This is a genomic window from Paenibacillus mesotrionivorans, from assembly GCF_046098205.1.
Lineage (GTDB): Bacteria > Bacillota > Bacilli > Paenibacillales > NBRC-103111 > Paenibacillus_AR > Paenibacillus_AR mesotrionivorans.
In genome coordinates, this window is the sequence record NZ_JBJURJ010000016.1 from 63,616 (window position 1) to 79,757 (window position 16,142).

General features: G+C 52.6%; 16 protein-coding genes. 9 read left to right on the plus strand and 7 right to left on the minus strand.

Annotated features, from left to right (window positions below; translation table 11 throughout):
- Position 1: 1 nt before the first annotated feature.
- On the minus strand, positions 2-226 hold the full coding sequence (locus tag ACI1P1_RS22245; protein ID WP_416218644.1) for a hypothetical protein: 225 nt from the start codon (positions 224-226) through the stop codon (positions 2-4).
- A 382-nt stretch (positions 227-608) separates the two neighbouring features.
- The gene (locus ACI1P1_RS22250) at positions 609-1,718 is read right to left on the minus strand and encodes a metallophosphoesterase (RefSeq protein ID WP_416218645.1); all 1,110 of its coding nucleotides are present in this window, start codon (positions 1,716-1,718) and stop codon (positions 609-611) included.
- Positions 1,719-1,933: 215 nt separating this feature from the next.
- On the opposite strand from ACI1P1_RS22250, the gene ACI1P1_RS22255 reads away from it, so the two are divergent.
- The 7 genes from ACI1P1_RS22255 (at position 1,934) to safA (ending at position 9,348) form a co-directional block, all read left to right on the plus strand.
- Entirely contained in the window at positions 1,934-2,839 is a 906-nt protein-coding gene (locus ACI1P1_RS22255) for an EFR1 family ferrodoxin (protein ID WP_416218646.1), read from the plus strand.
- A 30-nt stretch (positions 2,840-2,869) separates the two neighbouring features.
- A complete protein-coding gene (gene dapB / locus ACI1P1_RS22260; protein WP_416218647.1) occupies positions 2,870-3,616 on the plus strand; it encodes a 4-hydroxy-tetrahydrodipicolinate reductase in 747 nt (248 codons plus the stop codon).
- Between the two features lie 46 nt (positions 3,617-3,662).
- Positions 3,663-4,958: a DUF3900 domain-containing protein gene (locus ACI1P1_RS22265; protein ID WP_416218648.1), complete on the plus strand. Its 1,296-nt coding sequence runs from the start codon at positions 3,663-3,665 to the stop codon at positions 4,956-4,958.
- 120 nt (positions 4,959-5,078) lie between these two features.
- Complete coding sequence (gene pulA, locus ACI1P1_RS22270) at positions 5,079-7,067, plus strand: type I pullulanase (RefSeq protein ID WP_416218649.1); 1,989 nt, start codon at positions 5,079-5,081, stop codon at positions 7,065-7,067.
- 160 nt (positions 7,068-7,227) lie between these two features.
- Entirely contained in the window at positions 7,228-7,629 is a 402-nt protein-coding gene (locus tag ACI1P1_RS22275; protein ID WP_416218650.1) for a bacteriohemerythrin, read from the plus strand.
- An 86-nt stretch (positions 7,630-7,715) separates the two neighbouring features.
- A complete protein-coding gene (locus tag ACI1P1_RS22280) occupies positions 7,716-8,621 on the plus strand; it encodes a DMT family transporter (RefSeq protein ID WP_416218651.1) in 906 nt (301 codons plus the stop codon).
- An 82-nt stretch (positions 8,622-8,703) separates the two neighbouring features.
- Entirely contained in the window at positions 8,704-9,348 is a 645-nt protein-coding gene (gene safA / locus ACI1P1_RS22285; RefSeq protein WP_416218652.1) for a SafA/ExsA family spore coat assembly protein, read from the plus strand.
- Between the two features lie 114 nt (positions 9,349-9,462).
- Here safA and xerS read toward each other — a convergent pair whose 3' ends face one another.
- Entirely contained in the window at positions 9,463-10,560 is a 1,098-nt protein-coding gene (gene xerS, locus ACI1P1_RS22290; RefSeq protein ID WP_416218653.1) for a tyrosine recombinase XerS, read from the minus strand.
- Positions 10,561-10,704: 144 nt separating this feature from the next.
- Positions 10,705-10,869, minus strand: coding sequence for a hypothetical protein (locus ACI1P1_RS22295; protein WP_416218654.1), 165 nt, complete (start codon positions 10,867-10,869; stop codon positions 10,705-10,707).
- 78 nt (positions 10,870-10,947) lie between these two features.
- On the opposite strand from ACI1P1_RS22295, the gene ACI1P1_RS22300 reads away from it, so the two are divergent.
- Positions 10,948-12,087 carry a serpin family protein gene (locus tag ACI1P1_RS22300; RefSeq protein WP_416218655.1) on the plus strand — a complete coding sequence of 380 codons (1,140 nt, stop codon included), beginning with the start codon at positions 10,948-10,950 and terminating at the stop codon, positions 12,085-12,087.
- A gap of 15 nt (positions 12,088-12,102) precedes the next feature.
- Here ACI1P1_RS22300 and ACI1P1_RS22305 read toward each other — a convergent pair whose 3' ends face one another.
- Positions 12,103-13,371 (minus strand): RluA family pseudouridine synthase, encoded by a 1,269-nt coding sequence (locus ACI1P1_RS22305; protein ID WP_416218656.1) that lies wholly within the window; start codon positions 13,369-13,371, stop codon positions 12,103-12,105.
- A gap of 523 nt (positions 13,372-13,894) precedes the next feature.
- On the opposite strand from ACI1P1_RS22305, the gene ACI1P1_RS22310 reads away from it, so the two are divergent.
- A complete protein-coding gene (locus tag ACI1P1_RS22310; protein ID WP_416218657.1) occupies positions 13,895-14,521 on the plus strand; it encodes a CatB-related O-acetyltransferase in 627 nt (208 codons plus the stop codon).
- Positions 14,522-14,637: 116 nt separating this feature from the next.
- Here ACI1P1_RS22310 and ACI1P1_RS22315 read toward each other — a convergent pair whose 3' ends face one another.
- The gene (locus tag ACI1P1_RS22315; RefSeq protein WP_416218658.1) at positions 14,638-15,207 is read right to left on the minus strand and encodes a DMP19 family protein; all 570 of its coding nucleotides are present in this window, start codon (positions 15,205-15,207) and stop codon (positions 14,638-14,640) included.
- A gap of 87 nt (positions 15,208-15,294) precedes the next feature.
- The gene (locus ACI1P1_RS22320; RefSeq protein ID WP_416218659.1) at positions 15,295-15,978 is read right to left on the minus strand and encodes an SMI1/KNR4 family protein; all 684 of its coding nucleotides are present in this window, start codon (positions 15,976-15,978) and stop codon (positions 15,295-15,297) included.
- Positions 15,979-16,142 lie beyond the last annotated feature (164 nt).

The window sequence follows — 16,142 nt, forward strand, 5'->3', positions numbered from 1 at the left end:
GTCAGCAGACTTCCATATACAGCTTGGTGCCGTCGAAATACTTGAACACTGCCACCTCGCCGACCATTTCAATAGACGCGATTTTCTTCAGCTTCCGGCGGAAGTCCAGATGATATTCCATGGATTCGAACAGCTTTTCCAAGGATGAAAGAGGAGCGGCCTCTTGATTGAAGAAGGAGACGGGAATGGTGTGCTGCTTGAATTTTAATACGGAAGGTTTCATCATACATTACCTCTTTCCAATAGTTCAAATTGTAAATGTATGTAGGCTCTCGTTGTTCTATGAAACTATCATAAATGAAAAAAGTTAAACGGTTTTCAGAGAGTTATCAAAGAGGGATTATTTTTCTTAACATATTTTTAACGGAATTTGTCTAAATTTCGGGATAAGTGTAAGGATGTCGAATATACAAATGAGGCTAATCTGTGACTGCGGACGCAATGATAACGATTACAACGTAATATTCGCAATTAGGTTAAAGAAAAACTAGTTCTAAGGTCCCTGAACGAGACAAAACCGCAGGAGAATGTCCGGTAGCCGGCACTCTTCTGCGGTTTCAATTATTGTCTGTATATTCTTAACAGCTTCTTAATACTATGCTTGATTCTTACAGCTCTCCGGCAAAAGTGATATGCAATTGCACAATCTCCGAACGGCTGCCCGTCCGGATAGGCGGACCCCAGAAGCCGTATCCGGAGGACACAACGGAATCGAATTCCCCTTTGATCAGGTGACCCCAGTCATTCTCGTAAATCCGCCGGGTGATGAATTGAGCGGGGGCAATCTGTCCACGGTGCGTATGGCCGGACAACATGAGATCGATCCCATTGTCCTTGGCAGCATCCAGCTCGTAAGGCTGATGGTCCAGCAGGATCAGTGGAAAATTCTTAGCCGTGCCGCGAAGCAGCTCCTCCAGAGCAGCCCGATCCTTGTCCGTTTTGTCCTTACGGCCCACTAGGGTAAGCTGATCGGCCACCGTAACGGACTCATCATAGAGCACACGCATGCCGCTGTCCTCCAGCGCACGGATCAGCTCGTCCATAGCCCCCGGGTTGGTATCATGGTTGCCCAAGGTGGCGTAGACCCCGTATTTGGCCTCCACCTGCTTGAGAATTCCGCCGAATCCCCGTCTGACAAAGGCGTCCAGATCATCGTCGATAATATCCCCGGGATACAGCACCAAATCCGGCTGAAGCGCGTTGATTTCCTTCACCATCCGCTCTGCGTGGGCTGTTCCGGAGAGCAAGCCGAAGTGCATATCGGAGGCCATCACTACATTCAGCTGCTCCAGTCCAGCCGACTTTTTGGGGATGCGGATGTCATACTGCCGTACCACGGGATTATAAGCGTTGTACGACCCGTACGCCATAATTCCCACCAAAACCGCCAGGGTCAGGATGCCTGCCCATTTCTGGGCCATTCTGCGGGGCAAAGCCGTCAGCCGGAGCACTAACAGAGTCAGATGCACAACCGGCAGAATCATGAGCAGAAGGGAGAATACAGCCAGCCAATAGGAACCGATCACACCCAGCACATCGGCATGGGGGACGAAACGTCCCAGTATAAAGGAAATGGCCAAAAATCCGAGCACCACTGCATACACCCATTTAAACCAGCCTGGCACAGCAGGCCTCATCCAGCGCCAGCCGCTGGCTCCGATGTAGAATACCAAAAGTCCGTATACCGCGAGCATAACCAATCCAATCACAATAAACATGTACGACGCTCCTTATGTACGCCTTTTTTCCCCTATCCTTCATCATACGTTCCCCGGACTTGCCGGTCAAATGGTCAACTGGCTCATCAAGTCATGGCAGATTCAGGCAGGAATATGAAAAACAAAAGCGAAATCCCAATGACAAGCATTTTCCGGCATATCTTTTTTTATGAGGCACCGGCTGGTTGGAAAGTTGGAGGAGGGAGCGGAAAGGAATGAGTGAATCCGTAGGGATACACCGCATCGGAATTGTTTATTTCAGCGGCACCGGGGGGACGGAGGCGGCGGCACACAGCTTTGCGGAGCAGGCACAGGCGAAGGGGCTGGCTGTCGAACTGGAGGAATTGGGCAGGAAAGCAGGAGCCACCGGCCGCAAAACACTGTCGGAAACACCTGCGGGATGGGACTGCCTGCTGCTGCTGTTCCCGGTTTATGCCACCGACGCTCCCGCTCCTGTATATGAATGGATCCGCAGCTGGTCCCCTGTAGCCGGACAACGGATTGCGGTTTTTTCGGTCTCGGGAGGGGGCGAGGTCTGGCCCAATACGGGCTGCAGGGCGGAATGCTGCCGGCAGCTGGAAGAGAAGGGCCTCCGGGTGATCTATGAAGCGATGCTGTGTATGCCCTGCAACTGGCTGATGCCTACCCATGACCATGTGGCCATGCACCTTCTGGCCGCTTTGCCGCGGAAAACAGAGCTGATCCTCGGCCGGATTCTGTCCGGAAGCATTCGCCGCACCGCTCACCGCAAGGGTTTTCTGGTGCGCCAATTGGCTAAGTATGAGCAATCCGGCTCCCGGGGCTTCGCCCGGAAGCTCCATGTGGACGAGGCTTGCAACGGCTGCGCCAGGTGCGCCCGCGACTGCCCCACCGGCAATATCAGGATGCACAACGGGCGTCCCGAGTTTGCCGATGAATGCCTGATGTGCTTCAAGTGTGTATACAATTGTCCCGTCCGTGCGTTACAATCTAACAATATCATGGTGCTGAAGCAGGGCTTCAGCCTCTCTGGGCTCCAAAGAAGAATGAAAGACACCCCACTGCTCCCTGTAGAGGAATGCTGCAAGGGAGTGCTGTGGTCCGGGGTCAAGACCTACTTGACGGACCGGGACCGGTTATAACCAATGAATGAAAGGCGGTTTTGACGTAAAATGATCAGAGTGGGTATCGTAGGGGCGACCGGTAAGCTGGGCCGGGATATTGCCGGACTGTTGACACAGCGGGAGGACATGGTTGCGGGAGCAGTCATCGGGCGCAGCGGCAGCCCGTGGATCGGCCAGGATCTGGGTGCGGTCACCGGCAGTGGCGATACCGGGCTGCGGATTACCAGCGACCTTTTGGCCACCAAGGATGATTGTGATCTCTATATCGACTGCACCCATGCCAAGGCGCTGATGGAGGATAATTACCCCGCTTACGCCCTGCTGCACAAGCCGGTGATTGTGGCGACAACCGGGTTTGGCCCGGAGGATCTGGATCGGCTTGCGGGACTCTCCCAGTCCATGCCGGTGGCGATTTGTCCCAATTTCAGCATGGGCGTATACAAGTTCCTGAAGCTGATCCGGCTGGCCGCCGAGGAATTCGGCAAACATGCGGATATTGATATTTCGGAAATCCACCATAAATTCAAGAAGGACCAACCCAGCGGAACGGCCAAAAAAATCAGGGAAACCATTCTGCAGACAGGTGTGGAGTCGCCGGTTCATATGCACAGCATCCGGGCCGGGCAGGTCATCGGGGAGCACAGCGTCTTATTTACCACCCCGGAAAATGAACGGATCGAGCTTTCGCACAAGGTTTACTCCCGGGAGGGCTTCGCCCAGGGTGTGTTTACGGTCATTCAATGGATCAGCCAGCGTCCGGCAGGGCTGTACGGGCTGGAGGATATTTTCGGGTAAAGCTAACGTACAAGGCAGATTTCGAACATAGAGGAGCATCAGACAGATGGATTTTTCAGTGGAGTTTTTGTCGTTTTTCGTCATTCATTCGGAGGGCTCATCCGAGCAAAACAAGCGTTACCGGCATTTTAAGACCCTGGACGGGGAGGAATACGAAAGAAGCGAGATCAAGCGTTTCCTGGACGGGGAATTTGCGCGGATTGTCAAGCGTAAGGCGGAAAAGCACGCGCCCACGGAGGGCTGCCCTACCAAAATAGGCACCTTCGTGGTGGAGCCCGGCTACGAGCTGGGCAGCAATCCCAACTACAACATGATCGCCCGCTGCCGGGAGGCCAGTGACCGGGAGCAGTACCATAACGGCTGCGATGATCTTCTGCGGGCCTATATCGGCACCAGCTCCGTGCGCGGCGGGGCGTTTATTGTAGCGCGGGCGGTTCTGCCCAAATATTTTGACGAGCCGTTCCTCTTTATCCTGAAATGCGACTTCGAGCCCAAAATTGCCCGGATTACCGATGAGCACAGTCTGGTGGGGCAGGTGGATATGGCCATCAGCGCCAAAAGCATTAAGTCCATCCAGTACCCGCATATGCCGGAGGAAGGGATGCTGGAGTATGGGGAGCTGAAAATCCATCAAGCCTCCCATGCCCGCTACTTCGAGGAATTCCTGGCTTACGTATCCTACGAGCAGTCCGTGCCGGAGCTGGTGCAAAGCCAGGTGCTGGGGCTGGTTCAGGAATATATGGAGCAGAAATATCAGCTCCCCCCGGCGCCTAAAGCGTCGGCACCGGTGAAAATTGCCGATGAACGAGCGATTCGTATGGCGGAGGCTGCTGGTGTGCCTATAAGTGTGCCCATGGATGCAGACGGAGATGGAGAAGGAGAGAACCTCCCGTATATGGCGGCCGGACCGGCCCCGGAGCCGACTTTAAGCGGTATTCCCTTCCTCGATGATACGCCCTACCCGGCAGCACCGGAGGTGTCAACGGCCAATGCCAGCCCTGACATGCTCCAGGAGGCACAGGCTTATGAGCTGTGGGCCAACAGCGACAAACGCAGGCTGCAGGAGCGCTGGGACCACGAAATGGTAGTGGAAGCGGCGCAGCGGATCGTGGAGTTCCAGCCGGAGCTGGATCTGAAATTCCATATCGGCGACACCTTCGTCAAAACCAAACTGTCCGATTATGGCAGCAAGGTTCATTTTGCCCGCCTGGGCAACCGGTATGTGGTGCTGCTGGAGGGGGAGGACTTCAAGTTTGACAAGGACTTTTCCCCTGTAGAGCTGCTCCAGCCGGAGGAGCTGGACCAGGTGGTGGACAGGCTGAAGGCGAAGCCGGAGGAATAAGCCGGAGGACCAAGCCAATTCCGCGGTTCCATTGCCGGGTTTTCCAAATCATCCTATAATGAGGACACGAGACCCGGTTAACGGACGGGTGAATGCTCAAGCGGAAAGGCAGGCGGAGGCATGGCGGTTCAAAAGGAACTGGATTATGCAATTGAATACGGCGACCCGGAGATTACAGGCGGCCTCTCTGTTTTTTCGGAGGAATTCGATGAGGTTTATGCTTATGACGGCAATGATTTAGGCATGCGTTATACACCGGAAAGCACGGAATTTGTGCTGTGGGCGCCAACGGCTGCAGAGGCTCAGGTGATGCTCTATGAAGCCTGGGATTCAGCTCAAGGGGAAAGCCACGCCATGGCCCGGGAGGACCGGGGGGTATGGCGTCTGTCCCTGCCTGGTGACCTGGCAGGCAAGCTGTATACCTACAGAGTGCGGATCGGCACCCAATGGAATGAAGCGGTTGATCCTTACACCCGGGCGGTGTCGGTGAATGGCGACCGAGGAGCGGTACTGGACCTGGCCGGCACCCAGCCTGACCGCTGGACGGAGAATAAACCGCCTTTTGTCCACCCGCTGGATGCGGTGATTTATGAGGTCCACATCCGGGACTTGACCATCCATCCCTCCTCCGGCGTACAGCATAAAGGCACCTATGTGGGCGCCTGCGAAACCGGAATGGAAGGACCTGCTGGTATCCGCACGGGTCTTGACCACATCGCGGGACTGGGCGTGACCCATGTCCAATTGCTGCCGGTTTACGATTATGCCACCGAGAGTGTGGATGAACGCTCGCCTCTGGAACGCTACAATTGGGGGTACGACCCCAAAAACTATAATGTGCCGGAGGGTTCCTATTCCCTGAACCCGTATGATCCCGCCACCCGCATCCGGGAGCTGAAAACCCTTATTCAAACCTGCCATGACCGCGGGCTGCGGGTGATTATGGATGTGGTCTTTAATCATGTGTATGACGGCTACAGGGCCAATCTGGCCAAGCTGGTGCCGGGCTATTATATGCGTCATAAACCCGACGGAAGTCTCTCCAACGGCTCCGGCTGCGGCAACGACACTGCTCCGGAACGTCCGATGATGCGCAAGCTGATTGTGGATTCGGTGCTGTATTGGGCCAGGGAATACCGGATGGACGGGTTCCGCTTCGATTTGATGGGTCTGCTTGATCTGGATACCATGAACGAGGTCCGCAGGCGTCTGCATGAAATGGATCCGTCCTTCGTGCTGCTGGGAGAGGGCTGGATCATGCCGACGGAGCTGGCTCCCGAACGCCGGGCGGACCAGGCCAATGCGGTGAAGCTGCCCGGTATCGGCCAGTTTAATGACAACCTCCGGGATGCGCTGAAGGGAAGCACCTTTGCAGAGAAGGAGGCCGGCTTCGCCGGGGGACAGTCCGGCTTCGAGCAGGATGTCCGGCGGGGGATTGCCGGGGCCATCGCTTATAACGACAGGATCAAAGGATTCGCCCTGGAGCCGGTGCAGTCTGTGGCCTATGTGGAGGCCCATGACAATCACACTCTCTGGGATAAGCTCGCCCTTACCAACGGACATGAGGATGTAAACAGGCGGAAGAGACGCCACCTGCTGGCCTCTGCGGTGGTGATGACTTCACAGGGGATGGCGTTCCTTCACGCCGGGCAGGAGTTTTTCCGGACCAAAGGCGGCGATCACAACAGCTACATAGCCCCCGATCCCGTCAACTGGCTGGACTGGGAACGCTGTGCCAGGGAGCAGGCTGCAGTCAGCGAAATACGCCAGCTAATTCGGCTGCGCCGGGAGCATCCCGCCTTCCGGATGCGCACAGCCGATGAAATTCGCGAATCCCTGGTGTTCGAGCAGGCGGTAGAAGGCTGTATTGCTTTTACGCTGCGGAATCATGCCAATCATGACCCTTGCCGGGATATCTACGTGGTGCACAACGCCAATCCCTATACGGTTACAGTCGAAATTCCGCTGCCCGGCGTCTGGTCGGTGCTGTTCGGCCTGGGAAACCATGGCCCCTTCGACAGGCTCCGGGGAGGAAAGCTGGAGGTTCACGGTTTAAGCTCCGTTGTGCTGGGTGTTATCGCTCTTGAGCCCGGGTTTTATCCCGCCTAATCCCATATCTTATCCCACATGAATGGAAGAAAAATTTCCCTTCCGGTGAGAAATGTTACGGCATCCGAATGGAAAGATGTGAAATAATGTCTGTATATACGGAATTTTGTTGATTTCCGGTACAGAACACAGTTCCATTCGGAGAGGAGATTCCAGCACAATGATCACATGGCGGGATACGTATAATGTAGGCGTCAGACAGATTGATGACCAGCATCAGGAGCTGGTGCACCGGCTGAATGATTTTATGGAGGCCTGCACCAACCAGAAGGGCAAGGAAAAAATCCAGGAGACCCTGGAGTTTCTCAAGGCATACACAGTGGAACACTTCCGGGACGAGGAGAAGCTGATGCAGAGCGTCCAATACCCGGAGCTGGCTGTACATAAGAAGGAGCATGACGAATTTGTGCATGTTATCGATGAATTGCTCCAGCAGGTGAACTCTCAGGGGACCTCCATTCTTACCACCATCAAGCTGAACCGGACGCTGGTAGACTGGCTGATCAACCATATTCAGAAGAATGACGGCAAGGTTGGCGAATATATCAAACAGCATCCCTAACCGGAACTGCCGCAATTAAGCACACACCAACTCCGGGCTTCCTCAAGGGAGCCGGAGTTTTTTTACGGAAATAGGGGGACCGCATCATGAGGAAAACTGCAGTTTTGGCAGATGCCGTGCTGCTTTCCGTCACCTTTGTGTGGGGAATCATGTTTGTGTTTTTGAAGGAAGCGGTTGCCGTTATGCCGGTTATGACCCATTTGGCGGTCCGGTTTCTGTTAGCGGCAAGCATTCTGTGGATTGGCTATGCCTGTATGAAAAACAAGGAGCCGATGACATGGGCGGTTTGGCGCCGCGGAGCTGTGATGGGTGCACTGTTGTTTTTGGCGTTTATGTTCCAATCGGTAGGCACCCAGTTCACTTCAGCGTCCAATACCGGGTTCATCACCGGATTATGTGTGGTGCTGGTGCCAGTTTTGGGTGCGGTTTTTTACCGGATGAAGCTTTCTGTGGCGGTGGGAACAGGGGTTTGCATTGCCCTGGCTGGGTTGGCGGTTATGTCGCTTCGGATTCACGAACCTATGCAAATCGGGGACCTCATTGTACTGTTCGGCTCCTTCGCCTTTGCGCTTCACATTCTGATCACCGCCAAATATTCCGTGCTGCATCAGCCTTTTTTGCTGGCAAGCATCCAAATCACTGTGGCGGCGCTATTGGATTTTGTGGCTGCGGCTTGCTTTGAGAATATCGGAGAAGCATTGTCCCCTGCGGTTTGGACGGATATCCGGGTGCTGCGGGCGCTTCTGATTGGTGCTGTATTTGCAACGGCCTTTGCTTTTTGGGCGCAAACCCACTTTCAGCGTTTCACTTCAGCTACACATACGGCCATTATTTTTGCATCGGAGCCTGTTTTTGCCGCGGCTGCAGCAGTTGCCATCGGGGGAGAAAGCCTGAGCCGGCAAACACTCGTGGGCGGGGCTTTGATTTTAGGCGGGATATTGCTAGCCGAGCTGAAGGGGACAGCAGGGGACAGGAAAGAAGAGCCTTTATAAGAACATCAGAGAGTCTTCGTGTAAGAACAGGAAGCGTGGCGCATATTAGGGAGGATTCCATTTTTGTCAAAGGAGAATTCCCATGCCCAATAAAAACAAACTTCTTGTTTTGCTGCTGGCCATTGTGCTGGTTCTTCCCGCAACCCTGCTGGCGCCGCGGCCTGCCGAAGCTGCTCCGGCGGATACGGATGTGTACACGGTCCAGCCCGGCGACAGCTTATGGAAAATATCGGTCAAGTACCAGGTGGGGCTGTCCGAAATTATCTCGGCCAACCCGCAATTCGCTAACCCCAACTTGATTTACCCGGGCGACAAGGTAACTGTGCCGCTTTTCAGTGCCACCAAATCGGTGGAGGAAGAGGTGGTCCGCCTGGTGAATGTGGAGCGGGCCAAGAACGGTCTGAAGCCCTTAACCGCCAATTGGCAGCTGGCCCGGGTGGCGCGCTACAAGTCCGTGGATATGCGTGATAAAGGGTATTTTTCCCATACGTCACCTACCTACGGCAGCCCCTTCGATATGATGAAAAGCTTCAACATCAGCTACTCCGCAGCCGGGGAAAATATTGCGGCTGGCCAAACAACGGCCCAAGCGGTGATGGACAGCTGGATGAACAGCCCCGGACACAGGCAGAATATTCTGAGCCCGAATTTCTCCGAAATCGGGGTCGGCTACTGCACCGGCGGCAGCTACCGGTACTATTGGACCCAGATGTTTATCAATCCTTAATGAACATAAATATTTAGAACATTAAATATAAATGACGAAAAATAAAGAAGCTTGCCGAAGAGTGGAATCTGCTGTCCGGCAAAGCTTCTTTTTGTCTTTTTGTCGTGCTGGTTGTTACGTTCCTGTTGGATCAGCATTGGGGCGGTCAATAGCTTCCGCCATGGTTTTATCCGTAAGGTGGGCATAAATCTGTGTGGTGTCGGGAGATGCATGCCCCAACTGCTCCTGGGTTTTGTACAGATCGTTGCGGACATAATAATCTGTTGCAAAGGAATGCCGCAGCTTGTGGACGGACAAGTAGGGCTTGCCGAAGCGTTTGGCGTATTTGATGACCATCTCCTGGATGGCCCGTTTGGTCATCCGTTCGCCTTCCTTTTTGCCGTTGGCAATGGCCAGGAACAGGGCTTTTTCCTTCCGCGGCGCCTTGTACCGGGCAGGCCGCAGCTCCAGATAAGTCTCCAGATGCTGAACCGCCAGCTGGCGGAAATAGACTGGGGTTTTGAAGGTTTCGTCATTTTTACCCTTACGGTAGACATAAGCCAGCTTCTTCTTCAGATCCAGGTCGTCGGCATTCAGGTTTACCACCTCGGATACCCGCAGACCGGAATGGAGAATCAGGCTGATGATGCACACATCCCGTTCCTTGTTCAATTGGTGGAAATAAGAGGCCTGTTTGTTGGCGGCAACAGCCTCCCCGTAACCATGAGCCACATATTCAATAAACTCGGCAATTTCATACTCCTGCAGCAGCTTGCCCTCCAGCTTGGCCGCAGTATCCTTGGGCTTATGAGTCCGTTTGATCTCCACCTTGGCCATAATGTTGCGCTTCAGCAGGGGATAAAACTCCTCGTCCTCGGCAATCTGGCTGAGGTAGTGGAACAAGGACCGGAGGGAGGAGAGCTTCCGGACAATGGTGGTTTTGCTGTTGGTATGCCCGCCCACACCGGTGGCCAGGGACATGCGGAAGTTGTCGATGGCATCCATTCGCAGCTTCTCCAGATCAGACAAGGGAACCTCCCGGATATCGGAGGCTTCTGTCAAACCTTCGGCCATCAGCCAGTTCAGGAAAATCTCATAATCCCGCACATACTCCAACAGCGAAGAGGGGGAGAGGTCGGGAAGCTTATAGTTGATGAATTTTTCGATGTACCAGGGCATGGCGGGAAGCCGGCTGTCCAGCTCCTTGCGGTCCTTGGCTTTAATGATATTCATAATTGCACCCCCGTGTGGGTTAAACGGATAACCTGCTTGAGTTCAAGTATAACAAGGGAAGGGAAAAGTTTCTATCCTTGTCCGAGAGGATGTATACATAAATAATATTATGTAAACTTAATGACGTTAAATTTAATTCTCGCTTCAATTGGCAACAAATGTGGATACTGTATCGTCAAGTAAGAAACGAATAAATTGGACGGTGATGATCAAAATGACAACTTCTATTTGGCGAAGCTCCACCAAATGCCTTCTGCTGGCTCCTCTGCTTGCAACCGCTGTTTCCTGCGGTTCCGCTCCTTCATCCAAACCGGCTCCTCTTGTTGCCCCTGCTTTTGGGGATGTGGAGGCCAAACGAAGCATTCAGGAGGATAACCGTGTGTCCCAATGGACGCTCTGGAGCAATTTTCGATGCATACGGCCTCCCGTATTTTGAGTGAGGGGCAGGGCAATACTCTCTATTCACCATACAGCTTGTACGTTGCGTTAGCCCTTGCCGCCTCCGGAGCGGAGGGCGCGACCCAAAAGGAGATGCTCTCCTTGCTTGGAGGCAACAGTCCTGGGAACATTAGCAGGCTGGCTGCGGACACGGGCAAGCTCATCCGCCTGCTCCATACGGACAATGAAATCGGCAGGCTCAAAACAGCCAACTCCATGTGGATCCAGCAAGGGCACAGCTTTAAGAAGGAGTACGAGAAGCTGGCGTCCGCGAGCTTTTATGCCTCTCTGCATACAGCGGATTTTGCCCAAAAGGAGACAGCTGAAAAAATGGGAGAGTGGGTGCGCGAGCATACAGGGGGGCAAATTACGCCTACGATCCAGCCTGACCCCCAGCAGGTTATGGCACTTTTGAATACGTTGGATTTTAAGGATGAATGGTTGGATGCCTTTAACGAAAGCCAAACCGTCCAGGGAATGTTTTATCCGGAGGAAGGGGGGCAGCTGACCGCGGCTTTTATGAGCAGGAATTATTATACGGCGGATTACATCAAGGAAGACCGGTTTGCCTCCGCAACCCTCCGCTTGAAAAACGGAGGCGCCATGACCTTCGTATTGCCGGATAAGGGGGTTTCCGTCAAGGAGTTGGTGACCACACCCGAGAAAACCAGGGCACTGCTTCCGGCATCGGGAAAAACCACATATAAGCTGGATCTGAAGGTGCCCAAATTCGATTACAGCTCTAAGCTGGAGCTGGTGCAGGCCCTAAAGGCTATGGGTATGAACGCCCCGTTTACAGACCAGGCGAATTTCAGCGTGATGAGCGATACTTCGGTTTTTATCAGCCAAATTACCCAGAATACCCACATAGCCGTTGACGAAAAAGGGGTGGAAGCAGCCGCTTTTACAGAAATATTGATGGCGGGCAGTGGGTTGCCCAAAGGTGAAGCTGCTGAGTTTTGGACCGGCCGTTCCTGTACAGCATCACCGCTGCTAACGGCACTGTCCTGTTTACCGGCATCTGTCAATCGCCGTGAGGCACCGGCCAGACATAACAAAGAACCGGATTCCTGGGAGTCCGGTTCTTGAATTTGAAAGTTGGTTTTAGCTTTTCCGGTTCCGCAGTCCTGACACTGCTTGAGCCATGTCCTCCGGCATCGGGGCCGTCACATGGATTTTGTTCCCTGTCCACGGGTGGTAACAAATCAGCTTCTCCCCATGCAGTGCCTGACGGTCAATATGGGTGCGTTTGCCGCCGTACATGCCGTCTCCTGCGATGGGATGGCCGATATGGGATAGATGGACTCTAATCTGGTGCGTCCGTCCTGTGCCTAGCCGCAGGCGGACCAAGGTATGGCCCTTGAGCCGTTCCACCACGTCGTAATGAGTGACGGCAGGCTCTCCCGTTTCGCTGACCCGGCGGCGGGTGGAGTGGAGCCGGTCCTGGCCGATAGGAGCGTCAATGGTGCCCTTTTGCTGGATTATACGCCCTTCCGCCACGGCGACATAGAGACGTTCGATCTTCTTATCCTTGAGGGATTTCTCCAGAATGACGCTGGCCAGCTCATTCTTGGCAAAAATCACCGGGCCGGTGGTATCCTTGTCCAGCCGGTGCACAGGACGGACCTTGCAGGTTTTGCCGGTCATTTCATAATAAGCGGCCACTGCATTAGCCAGGGTGCCTTTTTGGCCGTGGGCGCTTGGATGGACCTCCATACCCATAGGCTTGTTCACGATAAGCAGGAAATCATCCTCAAACAGGATGTTCAGATCATGCCAATCCGGCTCCATTCCCAGGCGTTCCTTAGGGAACAGGCGCAGCTTCAGCAGATTGCCGCTTTTCTGGATGGCGTTATCCTGAAGGAACTTGCTTGCCATCTTGGGAGGCAAGGGAAGAAAACGCAGCATCGCCGATGCCGGGGCAGTGCCGTATTGATCCGGCAGTCGGATCTCATACCACTCGCCCTTGCGGCGGCCGGAGAGGGACAAGGCTCCGGTATTCTCGCCTGCTTCCGGGCGTCGGGGAGAGCCTTGTCCGGCAGATGCAGGTGATGGGCCGCGCCGCCGGTCATAGCCGGCTCCTGCTGCGGAAGGGCCGCGGCGGCCATCACGCCTGCCAACTCTTGGGTCGCGCTGCCCTTCGGACTCAGGGGCGGACCGTCCTTGAGCGGCTCCAGCCGGTGCTTGACTGCCGCCGCGGTAATCGGTGCTCCCGTAGGCGCTGCCCGGGGCTGCTTGCCGTTGTCTCTTGCCCCGCCCTTCTTGCTGGTGCCGTTCGGCTCCGCGGCGGGCCGGGCGGTTCTTATCGGATTGTTGTTTATGGGAAGAGGAGCCGGACCTGCGGCCGTTCTCCGAATTCCGTTTGTTTGCCATGTGAAACCACCTGTTCTAGTGTGATAAGCTATTAAAAGCTACCTGTATCATGACATAATCCGCGTCTGCATACAAGGTTTGGCTTCGGTTCCCATACACATGGTCGGCCTCTATCTGGGTATTGCAGGTAGAGCATGTGCGTTTGCAGAGGAGTCTGGTCGGTTTATGGAGGTGCCCAGCAGTTTATGGAGGTGCCCGCTGTAACGGAACTATGCGGCTCTTAAACGCCTAATTTCCCTTTGTTGGCGCTCTAACGGAACTGAGGCGCTGTTACAGGCACAATTTCGTCAATTGGAGCGTTCTGCAGCCTTTAAGAGTCACTGAGTTCCGTTAAAATTAAAAACCGCCCATTTTACCCGTCTAAAGGTCGCTGGGTTCCGTTACACTTCCCGGTATCGATCGACCTACCCCGGAAAAAACAGCTAAAACGATTTTTACCGCGGGGAAAGGATAGCTCCGGAGGCCAAAAGAGGGTAAGCTGAAAACGGAATACTACTAACCATCCAAAACGGGGGTTCATAAAATGGCCAATGTGTTCGAGCACTGGACCAAAAGCTATGTGCTGAAGGATCATATCACCAACAAAAATATCATTGCAGGGGATTACTCCTATTACTCCGGGTTTTACCACCAGCAGCATTTTGAGGATTATTGCGTCCGTTATCTGTCGCCTGACCGGGATGATGTGGACCGGCTTGTCATCGGCAGATATTGCTCCATCGGGTCCGGCGCTGTATTTATCATGTGCGGCAATCAGGGGCACCGGATGGATTGGGTCACCACCTATCCGTTCTACTACACGCCGGATCTGTATGAGGGGGCGGAAAACGGCTATTTGGCCAAAGGTGATACGGTCATTGGCAATGATGTGTGGATCGGCACCGAGGCCATGATTATGCCCGGAATCACCATTGGGGACGGGGCGGTCATCGCCTCGCGTGCTGTGGTCACCAAGGATGTTCCGCCGTTTGCCGTAGTGGGCGGCAATCCGGCCAAGGTGATCCGGCAGCGCTTCAGTGACGAAGAGATCCGGCTTCTCCAGGAAACCAAGTGGTGGGAGAGAGACATCGAAACGGTAAAGCCGCTGATTCCATTGCTTACGTCCAACAAGATCGAAGAGTTAGCCAATAGACTACGCAGCCTTACGTAAAAATTCTGCCCCCTAGGGTGTGTCTTCAAACTCCGAGGGGAGCAGATTTTGGCGAATGTTCGTTCCAGGCAAGGCACTTTTGTGAAGGCGTACCGGGGGTACGTCTATCCCTCAGCTTACAAATATGTATTTAATTCTTGAATCAATTCTTGTTTATTGGTTTCAATATAATTAATTAGCTTGTCAAATACATTCTCTTCTTGTTGATACAAATAAAAATTCTCAGATGCTTTTTCAATTTGGTCAATGATTTCAATATCGGTTATTCTATGTGTTTGCATAAAATTACTAATCTCATATTGATTCAGGCATTGCAAATCATCATTCAGTAGCCTTGTATTAAGGCTATTGTTTTTAAGTATTTTTTTGATAGTTTTTAATGCATCAGCATCTTTATAAGCATTAATCCGTTCTAATACTTCTATCGTCTCTTTTATGTATTGGCCACTCGAATTCTCTAAAAACCCTAAAACTCCGTTCATATTTAACTCCGTATCGAGTTCTATAAGCAGTATGATGTCCAGTAAAAGTCTCGGTAGTTTGGGAAAGACCGCTTCATCTCTAAAATCATTGTTTTCATCATTATACAGATTTAAATACACATAATTAATCAACTCGTCTGCTGAGGTATTAGAAAGATCTCCGCTATTAGGTAATAATCTAAGTATTTGTTCTTTAAAAGTCATTCTATTGCCCTCCCAAGAGTTATTTAAGATAGTGAGCGGCTTTGACCCAGGACCGGGTGGTATGCTTTCAAAATTCGGCATGAAACATTATTTGCTTTTGCGCTTCTCTTTTTTCTTTTTCTCCTCGGCTTCTAATTTCTCCCGGGCTAATTTCATGCTTTCAATAAAACCCTCCCGCATGCTTTCTCTTACAATGACGGCACTAACCTTTTTTATTTCCGCTGCCTCTTCCATTCGCAGACTCCTGATAAAATCCATAAAAGAATCCGCTACAACGTAGAGGTTTTCCCAATAATCATCTATCGAGGTGATACCCTTCAAATCCATTTGCAGCATGATTTTTGCAGCCAGCTCATTTTCATGATCCCAATAGTAGATTCTTCCTTCCGCTGCTCCGCTTAATCCCATACAAATCAGATTCCCTGTAAGATCCGCAGCAATGGGTAAAAGGGATGACGGCATTCTTTCGTAATAATCCTTCATATGTTGTTCCAGGCTATCAGATCCATCGACAGCAACCAAGAATGAACCGAATGAAAGCATATTGTCCTTGTCCGCCCGCGGTACGGATTCTATCGCCCGATATTGAATATCGTATTCAGGCGAACCATTCTCATACAGCAAAAGGAAGTGCCTGTACAGCTCCGGAATAGACAGTTTATAGTGTTTTTCCAGCTTTTTAAGCCTTTTTTCATCAATCTTTTCCTCGCTTTGGGTAAATCCCAGTTTTGCCAATCGTTCAATCATTTCCGTTACAAGAAGCTCCGTCATTATCAATGTCCTCCAATTATTAACATATGTCCAGTATACGATTATCTGTGCAGCTTTGATAGATACGTTTCCTTTAAGCCAAAAATCTGATAACGTCCAAATGGAAACAACCTGGCGAAACAACGGTTGACATTCTGATGGCTTTGCGGTATAACTGGCAATAA